This window comes from Streptomyces sp. NPDC048461 (assembly GCF_055587105.1).
Window position 1 is genome coordinate 60838 of the sequence record NZ_JBVJGW010000026.1, and the last position, 19066, is coordinate 79903.

General features: G+C 73.5%; 15 protein-coding genes. 8 read left to right on the forward strand and 7 right to left on the reverse strand.

Features of this window, described 5'->3' with window-relative positions; genetic code table 11:
- Positions 1 to 21 precede the first annotated feature (21 nt).
- Complete coding sequence (locus tag ACZ6S8_RS32295; protein ID WP_469460988.1) at positions 22 to 1521, reverse strand: FAD-dependent monooxygenase; 1500 nt, start codon at positions 1519 to 1521, stop codon at positions 22 to 24.
- A gap of 62 nt (positions 1522 to 1583) precedes the next feature.
- On the opposite strand from ACZ6S8_RS32295, the gene ACZ6S8_RS32300 reads away from it, so the two are divergent.
- Entirely contained in the window at positions 1584 to 2189 is a 606-nt protein-coding gene (locus ACZ6S8_RS32300) for a TetR/AcrR family transcriptional regulator (RefSeq protein ID WP_469460990.1), read from the forward strand.
- A gap of 122 nt (positions 2190 to 2311) precedes the next feature.
- Here ACZ6S8_RS32300 and ACZ6S8_RS32305 read toward each other — a convergent pair whose 3' ends face one another.
- Positions 2312 to 3922: an FAD-binding oxidoreductase gene (locus ACZ6S8_RS32305; protein ID WP_469460991.1), complete on the reverse strand. Its 1611-nt coding sequence runs from the start codon at positions 3920 to 3922 to the stop codon at positions 2312 to 2314.
- A 63-nt stretch (positions 3923 to 3985) separates the two neighbouring features.
- On the opposite strand from ACZ6S8_RS32305, the gene ACZ6S8_RS32310 reads away from it, so the two are divergent.
- The 5 genes from ACZ6S8_RS32310 (at position 3986) to ACZ6S8_RS32330 (ending at position 9327) form a co-directional block, all read left to right on the forward strand.
- Positions 3986 to 4618, forward strand: a complete 633-nt coding sequence (locus ACZ6S8_RS32310) for a TetR/AcrR family transcriptional regulator (RefSeq protein WP_469460992.1) — start codon at positions 3986 to 3988, stop codon at positions 4616 to 4618.
- Positions 4619 to 5314: 696 nt separating this feature from the next.
- The gene (locus tag ACZ6S8_RS32315; protein ID WP_469460993.1) at positions 5315 to 6052 is read left to right on the forward strand and encodes an NPP1 family protein; all 738 of its coding nucleotides are present in this window, start codon (positions 5315 to 5317) and stop codon (positions 6050 to 6052) included.
- 317 nt (positions 6053 to 6369) lie between these two features.
- Complete coding sequence (locus ACZ6S8_RS32320; RefSeq protein WP_469460994.1) at positions 6370 to 7047, forward strand: response regulator transcription factor; 678 nt, start codon at positions 6370 to 6372, stop codon at positions 7045 to 7047.
- Positions 7044 to 8420: a sensor histidine kinase gene (locus ACZ6S8_RS32325; protein WP_469460996.1), complete on the forward strand. Its 1377-nt coding sequence runs from the start codon at positions 7044 to 7046 to the stop codon at positions 8418 to 8420. Before ACZ6S8_RS32320 ends, ACZ6S8_RS32325 begins: the two co-directional genes overlap by 4 nt.
- Positions 8421 to 8481: 61 nt before the next feature.
- Positions 8482 to 9327: an endo alpha-1,4 polygalactosaminidase gene (locus ACZ6S8_RS32330; RefSeq protein ID WP_469460997.1), complete on the forward strand. Its 846-nt coding sequence runs from the start codon at positions 8482 to 8484 to the stop codon at positions 9325 to 9327.
- 77 nt (positions 9328 to 9404) lie between these two features.
- On the opposite strand, the gene ACZ6S8_RS32335 is transcribed toward ACZ6S8_RS32330, so the two are convergent.
- Positions 9405 to 10328, reverse strand: a complete 924-nt coding sequence (locus ACZ6S8_RS32335; protein ID WP_469461041.1) for a D-alanyl-D-alanine carboxypeptidase family protein — start codon at positions 10326 to 10328, stop codon at positions 9405 to 9407.
- 398 nt (positions 10329 to 10726) lie between these two features.
- On the opposite strand from ACZ6S8_RS32335, the gene ACZ6S8_RS32340 reads away from it, so the two are divergent.
- Together ACZ6S8_RS32340 and ACZ6S8_RS32345 are read left to right on the forward strand one after the other, a co-directional pair.
- The gene (locus ACZ6S8_RS32340; protein ID WP_469460998.1) at positions 10727 to 11665 is read left to right on the forward strand and encodes an NAD-dependent epimerase/dehydratase family protein; all 939 of its coding nucleotides are present in this window, start codon (positions 10727 to 10729) and stop codon (positions 11663 to 11665) included.
- The gene (locus ACZ6S8_RS32345; RefSeq protein WP_469460999.1) at positions 11662 to 15330 is read left to right on the forward strand and encodes an aminotransferase class I/II-fold pyridoxal phosphate-dependent enzyme; all 3669 of its coding nucleotides are present in this window, start codon (positions 11662 to 11664) and stop codon (positions 15328 to 15330) included. The genes ACZ6S8_RS32340 and ACZ6S8_RS32345 overlap by 4 nt, the downstream gene beginning before the upstream one ends.
- Positions 15331 to 15343: 13 nt before the next feature.
- On the opposite strand, the gene ACZ6S8_RS32350 is transcribed toward ACZ6S8_RS32345, so the two are convergent.
- From ACZ6S8_RS32350 to ACZ6S8_RS32365, 4 genes are all read right to left on the reverse strand, one after another.
- Positions 15344 to 15922 (reverse strand): toxin, encoded by a 579-nt coding sequence (locus ACZ6S8_RS32350; protein ID WP_469461000.1) that lies wholly within the window; start codon positions 15920 to 15922, stop codon positions 15344 to 15346.
- Positions 15919 to 16365 carry a helix-turn-helix domain-containing protein gene (locus tag ACZ6S8_RS32355; protein ID WP_469461001.1) on the reverse strand — a complete coding sequence of 149 codons (447 nt, stop codon included), beginning with the start codon at positions 16363 to 16365 and terminating at the stop codon, positions 15919 to 15921. The genes ACZ6S8_RS32350 and ACZ6S8_RS32355 overlap by 4 nt, the downstream gene beginning before the upstream one ends.
- Positions 16366 to 16663: 298 nt before the next feature.
- The gene (locus ACZ6S8_RS32360; RefSeq protein WP_469461002.1) at positions 16664 to 17839 is read right to left on the reverse strand and encodes an MAB_1171c family putative transporter; all 1176 of its coding nucleotides are present in this window, start codon (positions 17837 to 17839) and stop codon (positions 16664 to 16666) included.
- 45 nt (positions 17840 to 17884) lie between these two features.
- The gene (locus ACZ6S8_RS32365; RefSeq protein WP_469461003.1) at positions 17885 to 18616 is read right to left on the reverse strand and encodes a TetR-like C-terminal domain-containing protein; all 732 of its coding nucleotides are present in this window, start codon (positions 18614 to 18616) and stop codon (positions 17885 to 17887) included.
- Positions 18617 to 19066: the final 450 nt, after the last annotated feature.

Below are 19066 nucleotides of genomic sequence, written 5' to 3' on the forward strand. Positions count from 1 at the left end.
CCGGGCCGGCCGAGCCGGTGGTCAGGCCGTGGTCCGGACCGCCGGCGACACGCGGAGGTCAGGCGCGGCGGACGGGGCGGTCACGCTCCTGAGGTAGTTGTCCGGACGGATCAGGAAGAGGGTCGGCGCGGTGACGTCGTACGCGTCGTGGGCATGGCCGTCGGTGTCGACGAGGGCGCCCGGAGCGGACGGCGCCCCGGGCCGGACCACGTGGTGGACGTGCAGCCCCGGCGTGTGCGGCGGGAGGTCGGCATCGGGTGCGTCGAAGGCCAGCAGCGTCCAGTGCGGGCCGCGGAGCAGGTCGAAGACGCGCGCCGGGCCGCACGGGGCGTCAGGGGCGCGGTCACCCGCGCGCAGCCGGCCCGCGCCCGGCTCGGGTCCGTCGGCCAGCGGGCCGCCGCGGTAGTTCAGGGACAGCTGACGCAGCACCGGATCGTCCCGGCGCATCGCGTCCTCGGCGTTCTCCCGGTGGGCCCGGTGCAGCCGGGTGCTGATGCCGAGCACGGCGGCCGCGACCGGCAGGCGCTCCGCCTCGTATGTGTCGAGCAGGGCGTCGTCCCCGGTGGCCAGCTTCCAGCCCAGGTTGTAGGCGTCCTGGATCCCGGTGTTCAGCCCCTGCCCGCCGGCGGGGGAGTGCACGTGGGCCGCGTCCCCCGCCAGGAACACGTTGCCGACCCGGTAGCGGTCCACCATGCGGATGTTGGGCCGGAACAGCGAGGTCCAGCCGACGCGGGTGAGCGTGATCCCGGGCTCGACGGCATCGACGAGCTCCTGCAAGGACTCCGGCGACATCCGGTGCGGGAGCGCCGCCGCGCCCTCCTCCAGGGGCGCGGTGAGCTGGAAGTCCTCCGTCCCGGGCAGGGGGCACAAGGCCAGCCGCACGGAGTGCGCGGCGGCGCCGGGCCACACGTGCCAGTGGTCGCGGTCCAGGCCCGTCAGGCGGACGTCGGCGATCAGCATGCGCTCGGTGTCGTGCGTCTCACCGGCGAAGCCCACGCCGAGCAGCCGCCGGACCGTGCTGCGCCCGCCGTCCGCGCCCACGAGGTAGCGGGTGGTGACGCGCTCTCCCGTGCCGAGCGTGACGTGCACGCCGTCCCCGTCCTGGGTGAAGCCGGTGACCTCGACCCCGTGCTCGACCCGCCCGCCCCACTCGGCCAGCCGCTCGGCCAGGAGCTCGCCCGTACGCCACTGGGGCACCATCAGGGCATTCGGGCAGGGCACCGAGGGCGTGGGCTCGTACAGCACGTCCATCCGCCGCGTCATCGTGCCGCCGTCGGGCCGGTGGATCAGCAGCTCGGGGTAGTCGGAGCCGTACGCCGTGAACCGGTCGAGCACACCCAGGTCGTCGAGCACCTCCTGCGTGCGGGGCTGTATCCCCTTGCCGCGCGAGCCGTCGAACGGGTGCGCCGACTTCTCGACGATGCGGAACGGCACGCCCCGCCGTGCCAGGTCGATCGCGAGGGTGAGCCCGGTGGGGCCGGCGCCCACGATCAGAACGGTGAATTCAGATTCAGTGAACATGGATTCATGCTAGGGGTGCTGTTAGCCTGCCGTCAATACACGGAGCCCGGAGGTGGTGGGGCATGGCGGTTGGCGTGCGCAAGCAGCAGGCGGCGCGGACCGAGGCGGAACTGAAGGCGGCGGCGGTCCGGGCCTTCGGGCGGCTCGGCTACCTGAACACGAAGATCACCGACATCACCGCCGAGGCGGGCCGCGCGGCGGGGTCCTTCTACAACCACTTCGCCAACAAGGAGACGCTGCTCGAAGCCCTGTTGGCGGACCTGCTGGCCGAGGCCGACACGACCGTGGTGACGCCCGGGCACGGCGAGGACTTCCGGGACCGTGAGGCCGTGCGCTGGCACGTGGCCGCCTACTGGGACTTCTACCGGCGCTACCGGACGACCGTGGTGGCCCTCCAGCAGGCGGCCACGGTGGACCCGTCGTTCGAGCGGCGCAGCCGCGAGCTCATGGAGCCGGACCTCCGGCACGTGGCCGGCCACCTCGCGAACCTGGACCTGCCGGGCGATCCGCTCGTCGTGGCCTCGATGTTCACCACGCTGCTGTCGACGTGCGCCGACCTCTGGCTGTCCGGGCGCGGCCCGCAGCTCGGCCGGGAGCTGTCCGACGAGGAGGCGATCGAGACGCTGACCACGTTCCTCCACGCCGGCATCGGCGGAGGGAAGCCGTGACGTCCGAGCCCTCGGCTCCGGTCGCCGACGGGGCCGCACGGGGCTGACCCGGGCCCCGGGTGTACCCGTATCGGACTGGCCCGGGCCGCCGGCGTGGGCCGGGGGCCCGCCCGCCCCCGCGGTCAGCCCACGAGCACACCCGGGTTGAGGATGCCCCGCGGATCGAGCGCCCCCTTCGCGGCCCGCAGTGCGAGGGCGAAGGGGTCGGGGCGCTGGCGGTCGTACTGCGGTCGGTGGTCCCGGCCGACGGCGTGGTGGTGGGTGACGGTGGCCCGGTGCCGGTGCAGGACGTCGCCCGCGACGGCCTTCAGGTCGTCCCAGAGGGCGACCTCGTCGCCGGCGCGGCCCGCGGCCAGGACGGTGAAGTAGGGTGCCGCGCCGTCCGGATAGACGTGCGTCAGGCGGCAGTTGACCGTCGCCGGGTGCCCGGTGGCCTTGCGCGCCGCCTCGCCGACCTCCGTGCGCACCGCGTCGATCAGGCCGGGGATCCGGTCCCAGGTGGCGGCCGTCTCGAAGGTCTCCGCGACGGCTCCCATCCGGGCCAGGCCGTCGCGGAGGTAGGGCATCCGCAGGAAGGCCGAGCGCCAGGCGCCCACCGCGGAGTCGCCGGCCGCGTCCTCCCCGCCCGCCCCGCCGGCGCCCCCGTCGTGGCGGCCGCCGTACGAGCGGGCCAGGCCGACGGCCCGTTCGAGCCGGGCGTCCACCGGTTCGTCGGCCGACTCGAACCCCAGGACCAGTACGGCGGATCCGTCCCGCGACGCCCCCGCCAGCGCCGCCTCGCCCGCGTCCAGCAGGCGGCAGTTGGCGGGGGAGAGGTCGGACTGCGCGAGGGCCCGCACGGCCCGGAGCGCGTCGTGGAAACCGGTGAAGGCGACGGCGGCCGACGCCTTGTGGCGGGGACGTTCCTGCAGCCGGACCCAGGCCTCGGTGATCACGCCGAGGGCGCCTTCGGAACCCAGGAACAGGCGGTCCGGGGAGGGGCCGGCCCCGGAGGCGGGCAGCCGCCAGGAGCTGCTCGTACCGGCCGGGGTGACGACGCGCAGCGACTGTACGAAGTCGTCGATGTGCGTGCGGCCGGTGGCGTAGTGACCGCCCGCGCGCGTGGCGAGCCAGCCCCCCAGGGTGGAGAACTCGAAACTCTGCGGGAAGTGCCGCAGGGTGAGGCCGTGCGGCCGCAGCTGGTCCTCCAGGCTCGGCCCGAGCGTGCCCGCCTGGATGCGCGCGGCCCGGCCCTCGGCGTCGACCTCCAGGACGCGGCCCATGGCGGTCAGGTCGAGGGACACCACCGCGCGGTGGGCGTCACCCCGGTACTCCACGCCGCCGGTGACCGAGGACCCCCCGCCGTACGGGACGACCGCGACCTGCCGGTCACCGGCCCAGTCCAGCAGGTCGGCCACGCCCCGCTCGTCCACCGGGCGGGCGACGAGGTCGGGTATGCGGCCGGGCCGCCCGCGCAGGGCGCGCATGACGTCGCGGTACGCCTTGCCCATGGCGTGCGCGGCGCGGTCGCCGGGATCGGCGGTGACCAGGTGGGCGAGGCTCTGCGGCGGTTCGACGGCCGGGGCGCCGATGCCCAGGTCACGGACGCGGGGCACGGGGAGCGGACGGGCGAGGGTGCCGGGCAGCAGGGCGCCCATCGCGCGGCACTCGGCGTCGTCGGGATGCGCGTCCGCCCAGCCCCAGCCCCACCACGAGCGGGTGCGGGACGGGGGCTGCGTCGTGGTTCCGGCCATGGAGCGCTCCAGGGGTCGCAGTAATTTACCTAGGGGTAAATTACCTACTGATAATATCCGCCCATGGCAACCCCTCCTTCCAAAGCCGGCACCAAGGGAGTCCCGCGGGAGCACCGCCGACAGCAGATGCTCGACGCCGCCACGGCGGAGTTCGGCACCCGCGGCTACGCGGCCGCGTCGCTCCCCGCCATCGCCGCGCGCGTCGGCGTCACCAAGACGCTGCTGCACCAGTACGTCGGCACCAAGGAGGACCTGTACCTCGCCTGCCTCATCCCCGTCGGCGACCGGCTCCTGGACACCATCCGCGCCGCGATGGGGCCGGACGGAACCACGGTGCACACCCCGCTGCGCGTGCTCCACAGCATCTTCACCGCCCTGGAGGGGCAGCGTGAGGCGTGGTTCGTGCTGTACGACACCACCCTGCCGCCCGGCGGCGAGGCCGCGCGCCGGGCCGCGGACTACTGGTCGGCCATCGACCGCCTCGCCGCCGGCGGCACCGCCGAACTGCTGCGCGCGACCGGATCCACCGACCCCCTGGACGCCGACGCGCTCACATATGTCTGGCGGGACATGGTCGCCACCCTCGTCCGCTGGTGGGTGAAGCACCCGGAGCAGACGCCGGCGGCCATGACGCAGCGCTGCGCGCGCCTGTTCGCGGCTGCCGCGGGTCTCGCCGCCGGCGGCCACTCCGCCTGACCTCGCCCCGTACGCCCCTGGTGGCAGGCGCTCGGCGTCCCGCTGCCGCGGCGCCCGGCCTCCCCGATCTGTGGCCCGGGCGGAACCGGGTCATCATGGCGGGAGACCGGCGCTGCCTCCCGGGCGGCCGCCGGACCGTGCCCGAGGGCGCGGACGAGCGGGAGGTGACCGCAGGCATGGACGAATCACGCAGGGCCTGGCTCGCGGTCGGCGTCGTCGTCGCCGTCATCCTCCTGAACCTCCTGGCCATCATCCTGATGAACACTCTCTGACGCCGTCCGCACGACGGCCCCCTCCGCGTGCGCCTTCCGCGCCGCGGAGCGCTCCGGTGTGAGGTGTGCCGCTTGCCGCGCTTCCGCCTCCGGTGGCGGTGTGACGCGATCCGTTTCCGTATGGTCGCCGACGGGGGTGCGTGCGGCCATCCGTCCGTCCCGCGGGTGCCGTGGTCGTCGTCCACGAGGTGAGGTCCCGCCCCCGTTGAGTGACGGATCGTCAAATATGGTCTGCCTCAAGCCTGTTCGGGCGTGCACTCACCGAAGTGGGGTCGCTCGGGCCCTTGCTGTGCCGCTCCGGTTCGCGAATGATGCTCCGGGCGCGCCGGTCGCCGGTCTCCGGTGACCGCGATGCGCTCGTCGTGCTCGAACTGGACCGCCCAGGAGGCCTGTTGTGTGGACGAACCGCCCTGTCCGGAGATCGTTGGCCGTCGTCGGCGCCGCCCTCGCGCTGGTCGTCGCCGTCCCGCAGGTGGCCTTCGCGGCCCCGCCCCCGGCGCTTCCCTCCCGGGCCGAGGCGATCGAGCTGACCTTCCAGCCGGCCTTCGACTACGACACCGACGGGTGCTACCCGACGCCCGCCATCGGGCCCGGGGGAGTCCTCAACCCCGGCCTCAAGCCCACCGGCGCCCTCAACGGAAACTGCAGGGACGCGTCCGACCTCGAGAACACCAACGGATACTCCCGCTGGACCTGCAACAACGGCTGGTGCGCCGTGATCTACGGGCTGTACTTCGAGAAGGACCAGGCCATTCCCGGCATCAGCCTCGGCGGCCACCGCCACGACTGGGAACACGTCGTCGTGTGGATCCAGGGCAACGAGGCGAAGTACGTCGCGACCTCCGCCCACGGCGACTTCAACCTCCACGCGCGCGACCAGATCCGCTGGGACGGAACGCACCCCAAGATCGTTTATCACAAGGACGGCGTCGGCACGCACTGCTTCCGTGCGGCGGGCGCCAACGACGAGCCGCCCGAGAACCACCGTCGGGCCTGGCAGTTCCCGGCGCTCGTCGGGTGGTCGGGCTACCCCGCGAACCTGCGGGACCAGCTGGTCCAGGCCGATTTCGGCAGCGCGCACTTCGGCCTCAAGGACGGGTCCTTCGCGTCCCACCTGGCGAAGGCCAAGCCGGCGGGCATCCCCTTCGACCCGTACGCGTAGCCGGCCGGCGGCCGGTCGCCCCGGTCTGCCACCCGGTCGCCCCGGCCTGCCACCCGGGCGGTTCCGGCCGTCCCGCATCGCGCGCGACCTGCCGCATCGCCCGTGCCGTCCCGGTGCGGGCGATGCGCGCGCATCGGGCGGGTCCGGCACTGCCGGAAGAAAACGGAACTTTACCTTCCATTCCCCTCGCCGAGAAGAAACCTTTCCTCTCCGGCCTGCTTAGTATGTGTTTCCGGCCGCGCCCCCTCCCGCGTGGCGGCGCGGCGTGACTCCTCCGCCTGCTCCGCAGTCGACGCGACATCAAGGGCGATCAGCACATGCGCGTACTCCTCGTTGAGGACGAACCGGACCTCAGGGACCTCGTGGCGGCGGGGCTGAAGTCCGCCGGATACGCGGTGGACGTCGTCGGCGACTGGCCGGATGCCGCGCTCCTGCTCGACCTCGCCGCCTACGACTGCGTCGTCCTCGACCGGATGCTCCCGTCCGGAGACTCCCTGTACGCCCTGGAGAGCCGCCGCCGCGCCGGCTGGTCCGACCCCGTGCTCTGCCTCACGGCCCTCCACGCCCTGCCCGACCGGGTCGACGGCTTCCGCTCCGGCGCCGACGACTACCTCGCCAAGCCCTTCGCCATGGAGGAACTCGTGGTGCGGGTCGGCAGCCTCGCCCGCCGGGCGGCCCACCGGCTGCCCGTACACCTGGCCCATGCGGACGTCGAGATGGACGAGGCGCGCCGCGAGGTGCGCCGGGGCGGCATCCTGCTCACCCTCACGCACAAGGAGTACGCCGTCCTGCGCCGGCTGCTCGTCCATCGCGAGACGGTGGTCACCCGCACCGCACTGGTCGAGCACTGCTGGGACGAGATGGCCGACCCCGTCTCCAACGTCGTCGACGCCGTCATGGCCGGGCTGCGCCGCAAACTCGGACCGCCCGCGCTGATCCACACCGTACGGGGCCACGGCTTCCTCCTCGGCTCCGCGGACCGGGACCACCCGTGACGCCCGCGGCCCCGGACGGGCCCGCCCGCAGCCGGCGCGCCCGCAAGGACGGCCACCGCTCGCCGGCCCGGCGCCGGCTGCGGCGGCTCCAGTTCCGGCTGACCCTGGCCTACGCCCTCGTCACCCTGGCCGGGGTGAGCGCGCTGTCCTGGATGGTGATCCGCACCGACGAACGCTCCTGGCGCGCCGCCGAGTACGACGAGATGGGCCGGCGGGCCGCGGTCAGCACCTCGCTCATCTACTACACGGACGCCGGAATCCAGCTCGACGGCCTCTACGACGACGAGGCCACCCGGGGCCGCCCCCAGGTCACGGTGCTGCGCACCGCCCCGGACGGGACGCTCCGACGGATCTTCACCTCGTCCGGTCCCGCCGTGCCCGTCGCCGAGGCCCGGCTGACCGCACTGGCCCGCTCGGCCATGGAGCGCGACGACACCGTGCGCGAGGAGGTGTCCGACGCGCGCGGCGAGCCCGCCTACCTGCTGGGCCGCCCCTTCTACCACGACGAGTCGCAGGCCGTGGAGGGCGCGGTCGTGGTCGTGGGCGACCCCGCGCACCGCGTGGCCGAACACACGCGCCTCGTCACGTCCGTCCTGACCGGGTCGGGACTGCTGACCGCTCTGGCCGCGGTGACCGGACACCTGCTCTCCGGCAGGAGCCTGCGCCCGGCCTGGCAGGCGATGGAGGCGCAGGAGCGGATGCTCGCGGACACCGCGCACGAGCTGCGGACGCCGGTGGCCGTCATGCGCAGCTCGGTGGACGTCGCGGGCCTGGACCCGCGCGGCCTGGACCCGCACCTGCCGCGCATCCGGCGCGCCACCGAGCGGCTCACCGACGTCGTCGACAACGTCCTCACCCGGGGCCGCCTCCAGGGAGCCTCCGACACCCTGCGCCCGGTGCCGCTGCGCCTGGACCAGCTGGTCGAGCAGGTCTGCGAGGAGCCGGCCGCCGGAGCGCACACCCTCACCGCTTCGCTGGAGCCCTCGGTGGTCACCGCGGACCCGGCCCTCGTGCGGATCGCCGTGCGCAACCTGCTCGACAACGCCCTGCGGCACGGCCGCACCCCGGGCGACCCCGCGGGCCGCGCCCACGTGCACGTCACCGTCCGAGGCGCCGTCGTGGCCGTCGCCGACCGGGGGCCCGGCGTGGCGGCCGCGGACCTGCCGGAGCTGACCTCGCGGTTCCGCTCGCCGGGCGGCGGTTCGGGGATCGGCCTGTCCCTGGTGGCGGAGATCGCCGCCGCCCACGGCGGCGGCCTCACCGCGGACACGCGGCCGGGCGGGGGCGCGGTGTTCCGCCTCGCCCTGGGGCCGGGGGCGGCGCGGCGTGCCCGGGGGCGGCGCGCCGGACCCCGGAAACAGCCCGCCTCATGAATTCCTCACGATCCCTCACGCAGGATGCGAACACTAGAACGCACCTCGCACTGGAGATCGTGTGCCGAAGCACTCCGCAACGCCCTTCCTGCGCCGTGGGCGCACCCTCGCCGCCGGCGCCGTCGGCGTGGCCGCCGTCCTCGGAGCGGGCCTGACGCTCTTCCAGGCGTCCGCCGGCCAGAGCGCCACCCCGCGGCTCCCCACGCCGAACGCCGCCTTCGACTACCAGATCGGCGGGGCGTACACGCCGCCCAAGGGCGTACGGGTCGTCTCCCGGGACCGCTCCGCGAAGCCCGCCCCGGGCCTGTACAACATCTGCTACGTCAACGCCTTCCAGGCTCAGCCCGACTCCCTCGGCTGGTGGCAGAAGAACCACCCCGACCTGGTGCTGCGCGACGGCGCGAAGAAGCCCGTCATCGACGAGGACTGGGGCGAGGCCCTCCTCGACACGTCCACGGCCGACAAGCGCACCCGCCTCGCGAAGGTCGTCGGCGACTGGGTCGCCGGCTGCGCCCGCAGCGGCTACCAGGCCGTCGAACCCGACAACCTCGACTCCTTCAGCCGCTCCAAGGGCCGCCTGACCAAGGCGAACAACGTCGCCTTCGCCAAGCTCCTGGCCGACCGCGCGCACACCGAGGGTCTGGCCATCGGCCAGAAGAACACCGCCGAGATGCTCCCCGACCGGACGAAGATCGGCTTCGACTTCGCGGTGGCCGAGGAGTGCGGCCAGTACGAGGAGTGCGGGGACTTCGCGCAGGCGTACGCGAACCGCGTGTACGTCATCGAGTACGAGTCCTCCGGCTACGGCCGCGCCTGCTCCGCCTGGGGCGCGAAGCTCTCCATCGTCCAGCGCGACCTGGACGTCTCCGCCGCCGGCTCGGGCGGCTACCGCTACCGGTCCTGCTGACGGGCGGACCGGCGGACCGGCGGACGGGCCCCGCCTCCCCCCTCTGCGGGCGGGCCCCGTCACCTCGTGCGGCCGGGTCAGTCGAGGACGTCCGGGATGGGCTCGGTGTTGCCGCGCTGGAGAGCGGTCCGGGAGCCGGCCGCCGGGCCGAGCGCCCAGTCGGTGAGCGCCATCGAGTCCACGTAGCGCTCCTCGTCGTTCAGCAGGACGCCGATGACGGTCTTGCCGCCGCGCGTCACCGAGAACACCAGACACTTGCCGGCGGCCGTGCCGGTGCCGGTCTTGACGCCGACCGCGCCCGGGTAGCCGTATCCGGTGGGACGCGGCTGCACCAGCAGGTTGCTGTTGCTCCACGTGGCGCTGGTGGAGGTCCCGCCGCTGCTGTACGAGGTGGTCTTCACGAGGGTCTGGAACAGGGGGTCGGCCATCGCGTGCCGGGTGAGCGCCGCGAGGTCGCGCGGCGTCGTCAGGTTGTTGCCGGTCGGCGAGATCCCGTCAAATGTGTCGTAGACGGTGTTCGTCATCCCCAGCGCCTGCGCCTTGGCGTTCATCTGCGCGATGAAGTCCGCCGTCCGGGCCGCCGTGGTCGCGCCGGCGCCGAAGGTGTCGGCCAGCGCGTACGCCGCGTCACAGCCCGAGGGCAGCATCATCGCGTACAGGAGCTGACGGACCGTGGGCGTGGCACCCGCCTTCAGGTTGGCCGAGCTGGCGCCCTCCCGGTAGACGTAGTCCAGGTACTCCTGCTCGACGGTGACCTTCCGCTCCAGGTCCAGGCCCGGCAGGGTGGTCACCACCGCGGCGGTCATGATCTTCGTCGTACTCGCCATCTGGCGTGGCGTGTCAGGGGACTTGGACGTGAGCTCGGTCCCGGACGAGCCGTCGATCAGGATCGCGCCGGCGGCGGTCAGGGGCGGCGCGGCGGCGGCCTGCGCGGGTACCGCGGCCACGAACAGGGCGCTGGTGACGATGGTGACGGCAAGAGCGCCCCGGGCGCGCCGCATCAGGCTGGTTATCAAGTCGGTCCTCGCATGGGTTGAAGAACTCCGAAGAGAAGGGGACGAATCGGCCTCCCTCCCGTTCGCGAGCCTACCCAGCCACCCGCCACCGGAGCCTCCGACCAGGGCCGCACGGCCCCGCAGGGGGTCGCCGGAGCCTGCGAACGTGGCTTGATGTGGCCGGTGTTCGAGACGTCGCGACCCCCTGGGGGCGCCGTCCGGGTCCGCAGGCCGCTCGGATCCTTCGACGGCCGGGTCGCGGGGGAGCGGCCGTTGCGGTTGGCAACGGTTCGCGGAGCGGCCTGATTTCGATGGTCGGGCCTTGTGCGGTATGGGCCACTAGGCCTCAACCAGTGGTGATCCGGGCTCCCTTCGATGTCAGCCGTTCGCGCTAGTGTGCGGGCGTGAGCATTCATATCGTTGTAGGTTTCGGGCCCGCGGGGGCCGCCACTGCCCGGCTGCTCGCCGAGCAGGGTCACGTCGTACGGGTCGTCACCACCTCCGGCCGGAGTCCGGAACCGGGGATCGAGCACGTCGCGCTGGACGCGACCGACAGCGCGCGGCTGACCGAGGCCGCGCGCGGGGCCGTGGCGATCCACAGCTGCGCGGCGCCGCCCTACCAGCGCTGGGCCGTGGGCTGGCCCCCGCTGGCCTCATCGCTCTGTGCGGCGGCCGAGGCGACCGGGGCCGTACTGGTCCTGCTCGGGAACCTCTACGGCTACGGACCGGTGGACGGGCCCCTGACCGAGGACCTGCCGCTCGCGGCGACCGGCCCCAAGGGGAAGGTGCGGGCCGCGGTGTGGGAGCAGGCGCGGACGCAGCACGAGCAGGGCAGGATCAGGGCCGTCGAGGTACGGGCCTCGGACTTCTTCGGCCCCGGCGTGACCGACGGCGGCCACCTGGCCGGTCGGGTGCTGCCCCGCCTCCTGCGCGGAAAGCCGGTCTCCACCCTGGGCGACCCGGACGCACCGCACAGCTGGACCTACCTCCCCGACGTGGCCGCTGCCCTGGCCGGGGTCGCGGGCGACGAGCGGGCCTGGGGGCGGCCCTGGCACGTGCCGACGGCCCCCGCGCAGTCGGTACGGAGCATGGTCGACCGGCTCGCCGGCGTGGCGGGAACGGGGCCGGTCGCCGTGCGCCGGCTCCCGTCCGCCCTCGTGGCCGCGGCAGCGCTCGTCTCGCCGCTGATCCGCGAACTGAAGGAGGTCCGCTACCAGTTCGACCGGCCCTTCGTCGTGGATTCGAGCGCGTACGAGGGTGCCTTCGCGGTGCGGCCCACTCCCGTCGACGAGCAGGTCGAGGCGACGGTGGACTGGTGGCGCGAGCGGCAGGCCGGCGGATGACCCCGCTCACGGGGAGCGGTCCCGCCGCGGACCGGGAGGGAGCGCGGCGGAACGACATCGCCGTCGTGGGAATGGCGTGCCGGTTCCCGGGGGCGCGGGACGTGAACGAGTTCTGGCGGCTGCTCACGGCCCCGCGGGCCCAGTTCTCCCGCATCCCGGACACGCGGTGGCGCACCGGCACGTTCCTCGGCGACAGCCTCCGGGACACCGCGTCCGCCTACACGGACACCATGGCGCTGCTGCCCGAGGTCGACCTGTTCGACGCGGCGCACTACGGCATCCCGCCCCGCCGGGCCAGGGCCATGGATCCACAGCACCGGCTGCTGATCGACCTGGCGCGCGAGGCGATCCAGGACACCGGGTGGGAGACCGAGGGCTTCGACCGCGAGGAGACCTCGGTCATCACCGCGCTCACCGAGAGCGGCTACCGCGAGCTCAGCACCCTGCCGATCCGCGTGCGCCAACTGGCCGGCGGCGAGTTCGGCGCGCGGGTGGCCGACCCCCTGCTGTCGGACGCGGTCCGCGCCGTCGACGGACTGCACGGCACGTCCGTGGCCGGACTCCTGCTCAACATGGGACCCAACACCATCAGTTCGGTCTTCGACCTGCACGGTGAGAGCTACGCCCTGGACTCCGCGTGCTCCGGCGGCCTGATGGCGGTGGCCAACGCCGTGCACGCGCTGCGCGCGGGCCGCTCGCGCATCGCGCTCGCCGGCGGCGCCCAACTCGTACTCACTCCCGATCTGTTGATCGGACTGTGCCGGATCGGCGCCGTCTCGCGCAGCGGCAGCTGCCTGCCGTTCGGCGCGCAGGCCGACGGGTTCGTCCTCGGCGAGGGCGCCGGAGTGCTGGTCCTGCGCCCCCTGGCCGACGCCCGGGCGGCCGGCGACCGGGTCTATGCGGTGATCCGGGGCGTGGGAACGGCCAACGACGGGACCGTCCAGGGCGGAATGCACCCCCGGCCGGCCGGACAGCTCCGCGCCCTGCGCCGCGCCTACCGGGATGCGGACCTGGCTCCGGGTGCGGTGGGCTACCTGGAGGCCCACGGCACCGGGACATCGGTCGGCGACCCCGTGGAGCTCGCGGTCCTGCGCGAACTGCGCGGGGACCATGCCGCACCGGCCCACCTCGGCGCGGTCAAGGCGGTGGTCGGGCACTCGCTCAACGCCGCCGGAATGGCCGGGCTCATCAAGTCCGTCCTGGCCGTGCAGCGCGGGGTGATACCCCCGCAGCCCGAGTACGACCCGGCCGACCGGTCCGGGCTGGACGCCGCGCGGCTGACCGTCCCCACGACGCCGACCCCGTGGCCGCCGGACGGCCTGCCGCGCCGGGCGGGAGTGAGCTCCTTCGGCTTCGGCGGTACCGGTGTCCACCTGGTGGTGGAGGAAGCCGCCGCTGCGGGGCGCCGGGCCCCGGAGCGTCCGGCGGATCCCGCCGGGCCGCAGCTGCTGGTCCTCAGCGCCCGGGACCGCAACGGGCTGGCCCGGTACGCGCGGGACCTGGCGCGGGCCATCGCCGACGACGGGCTGTCTCCGGCCGGAGTGGCGGACACCCTGGCCCGGCGGGCGCCCTTCGCGGAGCGCCTCGCCCTCGTCGCGCAGGACGCCGACGCCGCCGTGGCCGGGCTCTCCGCGGCGGCGAAGGCCCTGACGGCGGGCCGCACCGGCGAACTCGGGCCGGGGCTGGCGGTCGGCACGGTACGCCCGGACGCACCGGCGCAGGCCGCCGCACCGGAAGCCCTCGCGCCGGAGGCCGCCGCCGCGGAGGCCCTGGCAGCGGGGGCCGTCGCACCGGCGCCGGGGGCGCCGCAGCAGGAGGAACGTTTCGCCGACCCGACCCGGCTCGCGGTGCGCGCCGTCACCGGCGCGGGCCTGCGCCCGGACACGGAGCGCCGGCCCCCGTACACCCTGCCGCCGAGTCCCCTCGCCCCGCGCCGCCACTGGGTGGTGGACGAGACGGCGCGCGAGACGGCGGAGGCCGGCGGGGGCGCCCCGGTGGACCGGCCCGAGCGGATGGAGGCGCACGGCCCCGCCGAGGCGCGGCCCGCAGGGGCGCCCGCCGCGCCGGCCACCGTCGCGGCCGCCGAACCCGTCGCGTCCGTCGAACCGGCGGTGTCCGCCGAACCCGTAGCGTCCGTCGAACCGGCGGCGTCCGTCGAACCCGTCGCGGCCGCCGTACCCGCCGCGTCCGTCGTGCTCGAAGAAGTCTCCCGGACCGGGGTCTTCCCGCTCTCCGACCTGAGCGAGCGCATGACGCTCGTGACCGATCTCGGCTTCGACTCCCTGATGCTGCTGGAGCTGGAAGCCGGCATCGGCAAGCGGATACCGGACTTCCGGACCGACGAGCTGTTCTCGCCCGGGCTCACCGTCGGCCGGCTGATCACACTGGCCGACCCGGACCACATCGGACCGGTGGCTCCCGCCGGACCGCGCCCCGCCGACGTCCTGCCACCGTGGGGCGACGAGACGGCGACCGTCGACGCCTTCCCCGAAGTGGCCCGCTTCGAGGAGCGGCTGGGTGCGATCTCCGGCAGCGGGGAGGAGTTCCCGTACTTCCGCGTCCACGAGGGGACCATCCGCGACACGACGGTGATCGGCGGACGCCCCTACCTGTCCTTCGGGAGCTACAACTACCTCGGGCTCTCCGGCCATCCGGCGGTCACCGAGGCCGTGCACCGGGCCGTGGACCGGTACGGTTCCTCGGTCTCCGCGAGCCGGGTGCTCTCCGGCGAACGCGACCTGACGGTACGGCTGGAACGGGCCCTGGCCGAATTCCTCGGCGTCGGGGACTGCCTGACGCTGGTGAGCGGCCATGCCACCAACGTCACCGCGATCGGCCACCTGGTCGGCCCGGGGGACCTCGTGCTGCACGACGCGCTCGCCCACGACAGCATCCTGCAGGGCTGCGCCCTGTCCGGGGCGGCACGGCGTCCGTTCGGCCACAACGACACCGAACGGCTCGAACACCTGCTGCGGATCAACCGGACCCGGTTCCGCCGGGTGCTGATCGCCGTGGAGGGCGCGTACAGCATGGACGGGGACCTCGTCGACCTGCCCGCCGTGATCGACATCAAGAAGCGCCACGGCGCCCTGCTGATGGTGGACGAGGCGCACAGCATCGGCACCGTCGGGGAACGCGGCCGGGGCGTAGGAGAGTTCTTCGGCGTGGACCGGTCCGACGTGGACCTGTGGATGGGAACGCTCTCCAAGTCCTTCGCCAGCTGCGGCGGTTACCTCGGCGGCTCGGCGCGCATGGTGCGCTGGCTGCGGCACACCCTCCCGGGGTTCGTCTACAGCGTCGGCCTCACCCCGGCCAACGCCGCGGCGGCGCTCGCCGCCACCGAGCTGATCGCCGGGGAACCGCACCGGGTCCGGGCGCTGCGGCGCAACTCCGCGCTGTTCCTCGGCCTGGCCACCGCGGCGGGACTGTCGACGGGCTCCAGCGCGGACACGCCCATCGTGCCGTGCATCCTCGGCGACTCGGCGCGGACCCTGCGGGTCGCGGGCCGGCTCTTCGACCGGGGTGTGATCGCCGATCCCATCTTCCACCCCGCCGTGGAGGAGGGGCAGTCGAGGCTCCGCTTCTTCGTGACGAGCGAGCACGCCGAGGCCGACATCCGCCGGGCCGTGTCGATCCTGGCCGAGGAGGTGGCGGCCACCGGGTAACGGTCGGGTCATCTCAGATCAGGGTGCGTTCGATCCGGCTGAGCATGGCCGTCTTCCCCGGATCGCCGGCCCCGCCCGCCTCGGACGCCGCCGGGGGCTCGGCATGCCGCTCGGCGTTGCCCATCCGCTGGGAGAGGAGGTAGGCGATGATCTCGGCCTCCTGCTCCTGGACGTCGTCGTACGTCGCGCGCAGCAGCATGTCGCGCACGAGCTCGGGGTCGAGGTTGGGGAAGAGGAGGCGGGAAGCGGCTTCGTCGAGCCCGCCCGCGCCCCGGTGGCAGCAGATGATGTGCCCGAGCTCGTGCAAGATGATGTGCTCCTGATGCGCGCCGGTCGTGTTGGCGTCGTAGAAGATGAGGTCCTCGTCGCGTGCGGCGACCCACATGCCGCACGGATGCGACGAGGGCATCTGCATCGGGACCAGCGTGATCGGACGGTCGCGCACCTCGCCGAGGTGGCGGCACAGTTCGGCCACGTCGGCCACCTCGGGGAGTCCGAGGTCGGCGAGCCGTCGGGCGCCGGCCTTCCGGAGCTTCTTGAGCTGGCTGCGGCGGTCCTGCCCTGCCGACCGCTCCTTCCAGGCGCCCCTCACGAGGAGGCCGAGGAGTCGGTGACGGGGGGAAGGCCCTGCATCTGCCGGTACTGGTCCATGATGGCCGTGATGGCCTGGAGGTTCTCCTTCTTCATCCCCGCTGCCCGCATCGCCACGGCCCGGACGCCGGACTGGCGCAGCGCCTCGATGGCGGCGAGCTCGCTGAGCACCGACTCGGCGACCTTGTCGTCGAAGAAGTACGCGACCGAAACGCCGAAGAAGCGTGCCAGGGCGGCCAGGAGGTCGGGAGAGGGATTGGCCCGCTTCCCCGTCCTCAACTGCGACAGATACACGCCCCCGACCTTGAGTTCGGGGTTGGCCCGCTTCAGTTCCTCCGCCACCTCGGCATTGGTCCAGTGCTTGCCCTTGGGGCGAACCGTCTTGAACAGGTCGTCGAGGCGCACTGCGAGCAGGGGCCGGTCGTCACTCTCGGTCTCGGTCATGGTGAATCTTCCTCCCGTCACCTCCTCGGCATAGCCCTTGGCTATGCGCCAGTTTCACAGATTAGCGGTCAGTTGACAATTGACCGTGACTCCGTCAACGTTGGGTCTCGCCGATAGCTGCCAGCTAACTTGACTCACGGGGGTTGCCAAGTTGGCGGGCGGTGAAAAACGGACTGGCCCGGCCCTCGGGGGATGGGCCGGACCAGTCCGGGCGGGAGACCCTCGTTCCGCCCCGCGCAAGCGGGGGGAACGGGGAACCCGCCCGGTTTGACGGGGGATGCAAACCGGGCGGGAGCTCTCAACTCGCGCTGTGGAGCTTACTGTAGGCAGCCGCCACTTGGGTGAGCCAGGCGACTTCTGCGGTGAAATTGTCCGTATCGCGGTCGTTGAAGTCGCCGGCGTCCTTGCTGTCGTGCGGGACGGTGCCGGTCCGCTTCGCGATCAGGGCCCGCTTGATCTGGGCCGCTTCCGTGAACGCCTGCCGCGCCTCCTCGCTCGGCTCCCTGCCGGGCGCACCGGTCGCGCCCATCTGGCCGGTTCCACCACCCTCGGCCGTGCGGTCGATGTACGGGCGCAGGTCCCGCCAGCCGTCCCGTATCTCGACGATCCGCCGGTGGAGCCGGTAGTCCAGGTCCGACACCGAGGCGCCCGGCGGCTCCAGGGCGATGTCCGGAGAGGACTCGTACAGGTCCCGCCACAGCGGGTAGAGCGCCCGGTACGAGCGGTACGTGCGGGCCCAGCCCAGGAGCCGGCCGGCCGCCGGGGCCCACGACGGCATGGTCAGGCTGAGCGAGAGCAGGACGATCCCCGACGCGCTGAAGACGGAGGCGGCGACCTTCCAGGCGCCGATGTCGACACCGGCCGCCGCCGTGAGGATGTTGACCGTCCTGGCCGTGCAGTAGAGGAAGAGGATCACCGCGGCGACGGAGAGCATCCGCAGCGCCTGGCGCAGCGAGGCGTTGTCGGTCATCCGGGCGTACGGGCCGCACTGGCGGAAGATGGTGACGCAGGGAACCGCCTGGGACACGATGAAGACCAGGAGGTAGGTGAGGGTCAGCGGCCGGCTCGTGCCGTCGAACTCCGAGGCGGGCAGGCCGGGGCCGTCGGCGAGGAAGAACAGCGCCGTCAGGAGCACGTCGAGGGTGATGCCGGTGACCACCCAGTAGCGCGTCCTGCGCACGGCCACCTCGTCCGCGGCGGCCCAGCGCAGCAGGATGACCTGCGCGCTGACGCAGAACGCGACCGCCGCCAGGTGCATGACGAGGATGGCGAGGTTCCCGACACCCAGGAAGCTCTCGCCGCCCATCGCGACGGCGCCCATCGTGAAGGTGAGGCACTGCAGCAGCAGCGTGGCGATCAGCGCGCGGTAGGCACTGTCCCGCCAGCCGCGCCGTGCCTGGGAGAGGCGGTAGGCGAGCGCGACGTACGACGAGAGCGCCGCTATGACGAAGCAGAGGGTTCTGGTGGTGTTCACGTCCTGGATTTCTGCACGTGCCGCGATGCGGCGGACGGTCCGGGGTCAGTCGGTGGAGTCGCCCGGGGGGACCTCGAGTCCGATGCTCTCGGCGGCGACGGCGATCGCGTAGTCGAAGAACGCGGCCTCGTCCCTGACGCTGTCGTGGGTACGGCTGAAGACCTGGAACACCAGGAGGCCGATCAGGTTGCTCCACAGGACGATGCCGCGCTCGATGATGTCCGAGAAGGGGGCCCCGGGCGTGCCGCCGAAGAGCTCCACGGCCGCCGGCAGGAGCAGCGGGGGACCGGGCACCGCCCGCCGGGGCGGGGTGAGTTCACCGCCCTCCAGGGCCGCGCGCACGATGCCGCCGAGCACCGCGGGCGTGCGGGAGGCGGGCGGGACCGTGTCGTGAGGGGCGTGGTAGCCCGGCACGGGCGAGCCGTAGATCAGGGTGAACTCGGCGGGGTGCTCGAAGGACCACGTCCGCAGGGCGCGGGTGACCGCGAGGAGGCGGGCGCCCGCCGACGCACCCGCGTCCACGGCGGCCGCGTCGGCGCGCTCCATGGCCGAGCCGGACGCGTTGTAGGCGTCGATGACCAGAGCCGTCAACAGGTCGTCCCGGTGCGGGAACAGGGCTTCGACGTCTGCGGCGGCAAGACCGCTGTCACGCGCCACGGCGTCCAGGGACAGGCCTCCGGCGCCCCGTTTCACCAGGTGGTGACGTGCGGTGTCCTTGATCACCGCAGGTGTCGTCGGCGTGGGGTCGGCGGTCGAACTCGATGCGGAAACGTCCATGCCGGAACCGTACCCGGCGAGGGCAACAGCCGTACGGGCAGCCGTTCGTGGACCCCCGGAGGACCGGCGCGATCCGGCCAGTGCGAGGGCCGAAGTGCCCGGTGGACGCCCGGGCGTGCGTCGCGCTGCGGATCCCCGGAGCGGCCCCGACGGCCCGTACGCACGACGTTCGCCGTGTGCGGTCCGACGGTGGCCCGGCCGCACTCCACGGTGCGCGACCGGCGGACGGGGGACCCGCGTTTCGGCCAGAGTCCGGTAGCGGCCGCACCGCACGGCGTCCGCCACCTCACCGTACGGCGTCCGCCACCTCACCGCACGGCGTCCGCCACCTCACCGTACGGCGTCCGCCACCTCGAACTCCCCTCGGCGGGACACCTCCCCGGCATCGGGCACCCCGGGGGGCCCGCCCACAGGCCCCCCGGGGCGCACGCCGATCCCCGCCCCGGCCGG

What these genes read in the sequence shown, in the direction of transcription:
- ACZ6S8_RS32295 (WP_469460988.1), bottom strand. Translation starts at nt 1,521, where the DNA reads ATGTTCACTGAATCTGAATTCACCGTTCTGATCGTGGGCGCCGGCCCC.
- ACZ6S8_RS32300 (WP_469460990.1), top strand. Translation starts at nt 1,584, where the DNA reads ATGGCGGTTGGCGTGCGCAAGCAGCAGGCGGCGCGGACCGAGGCGGAA.
- ACZ6S8_RS32305 (WP_469460991.1), bottom strand. Translation starts at nt 3,922, where the DNA reads ATGGCCGGAACCACGACGCAGCCCCCGTCCCGCACCCGCTCGTGGTGG.
- ACZ6S8_RS32310 (WP_469460992.1), top strand. Translation starts at nt 3,986, where the DNA reads ATGGCAACCCCTCCTTCCAAAGCCGGCACCAAGGGAGTCCCGCGGGAG.
- ACZ6S8_RS32320 (WP_469460994.1), top strand. Translation starts at nt 6,370, where the DNA reads ATGCGCGTACTCCTCGTTGAGGACGAACCGGACCTCAGGGACCTCGTG.
- ACZ6S8_RS32335 (WP_469461041.1), bottom strand. Translation starts at nt 10,328, where the DNA reads ATGCGGCGCGCCCGGGGCGCTCTTGCCGTCACCATCGTCACCAGCGCC.
- ACZ6S8_RS32345 (WP_469460999.1), top strand. Translation starts at nt 11,662, where the DNA reads ATGACCCCGCTCACGGGGAGCGGTCCCGCCGCGGACCGGGAGGGAGCG.
- ACZ6S8_RS32355 (WP_469461001.1), bottom strand. Translation starts at nt 16,365, where the DNA reads ATGACCGAGACCGAGAGTGACGACCGGCCCCTGCTCGCAGTGCGCCTC.
- ACZ6S8_RS32365 (WP_469461003.1), bottom strand. Translation starts at nt 18,616, where the DNA reads ATGGACGTTTCCGCATCGAGTTCGACCGCCGACCCCACGCCGACGACA.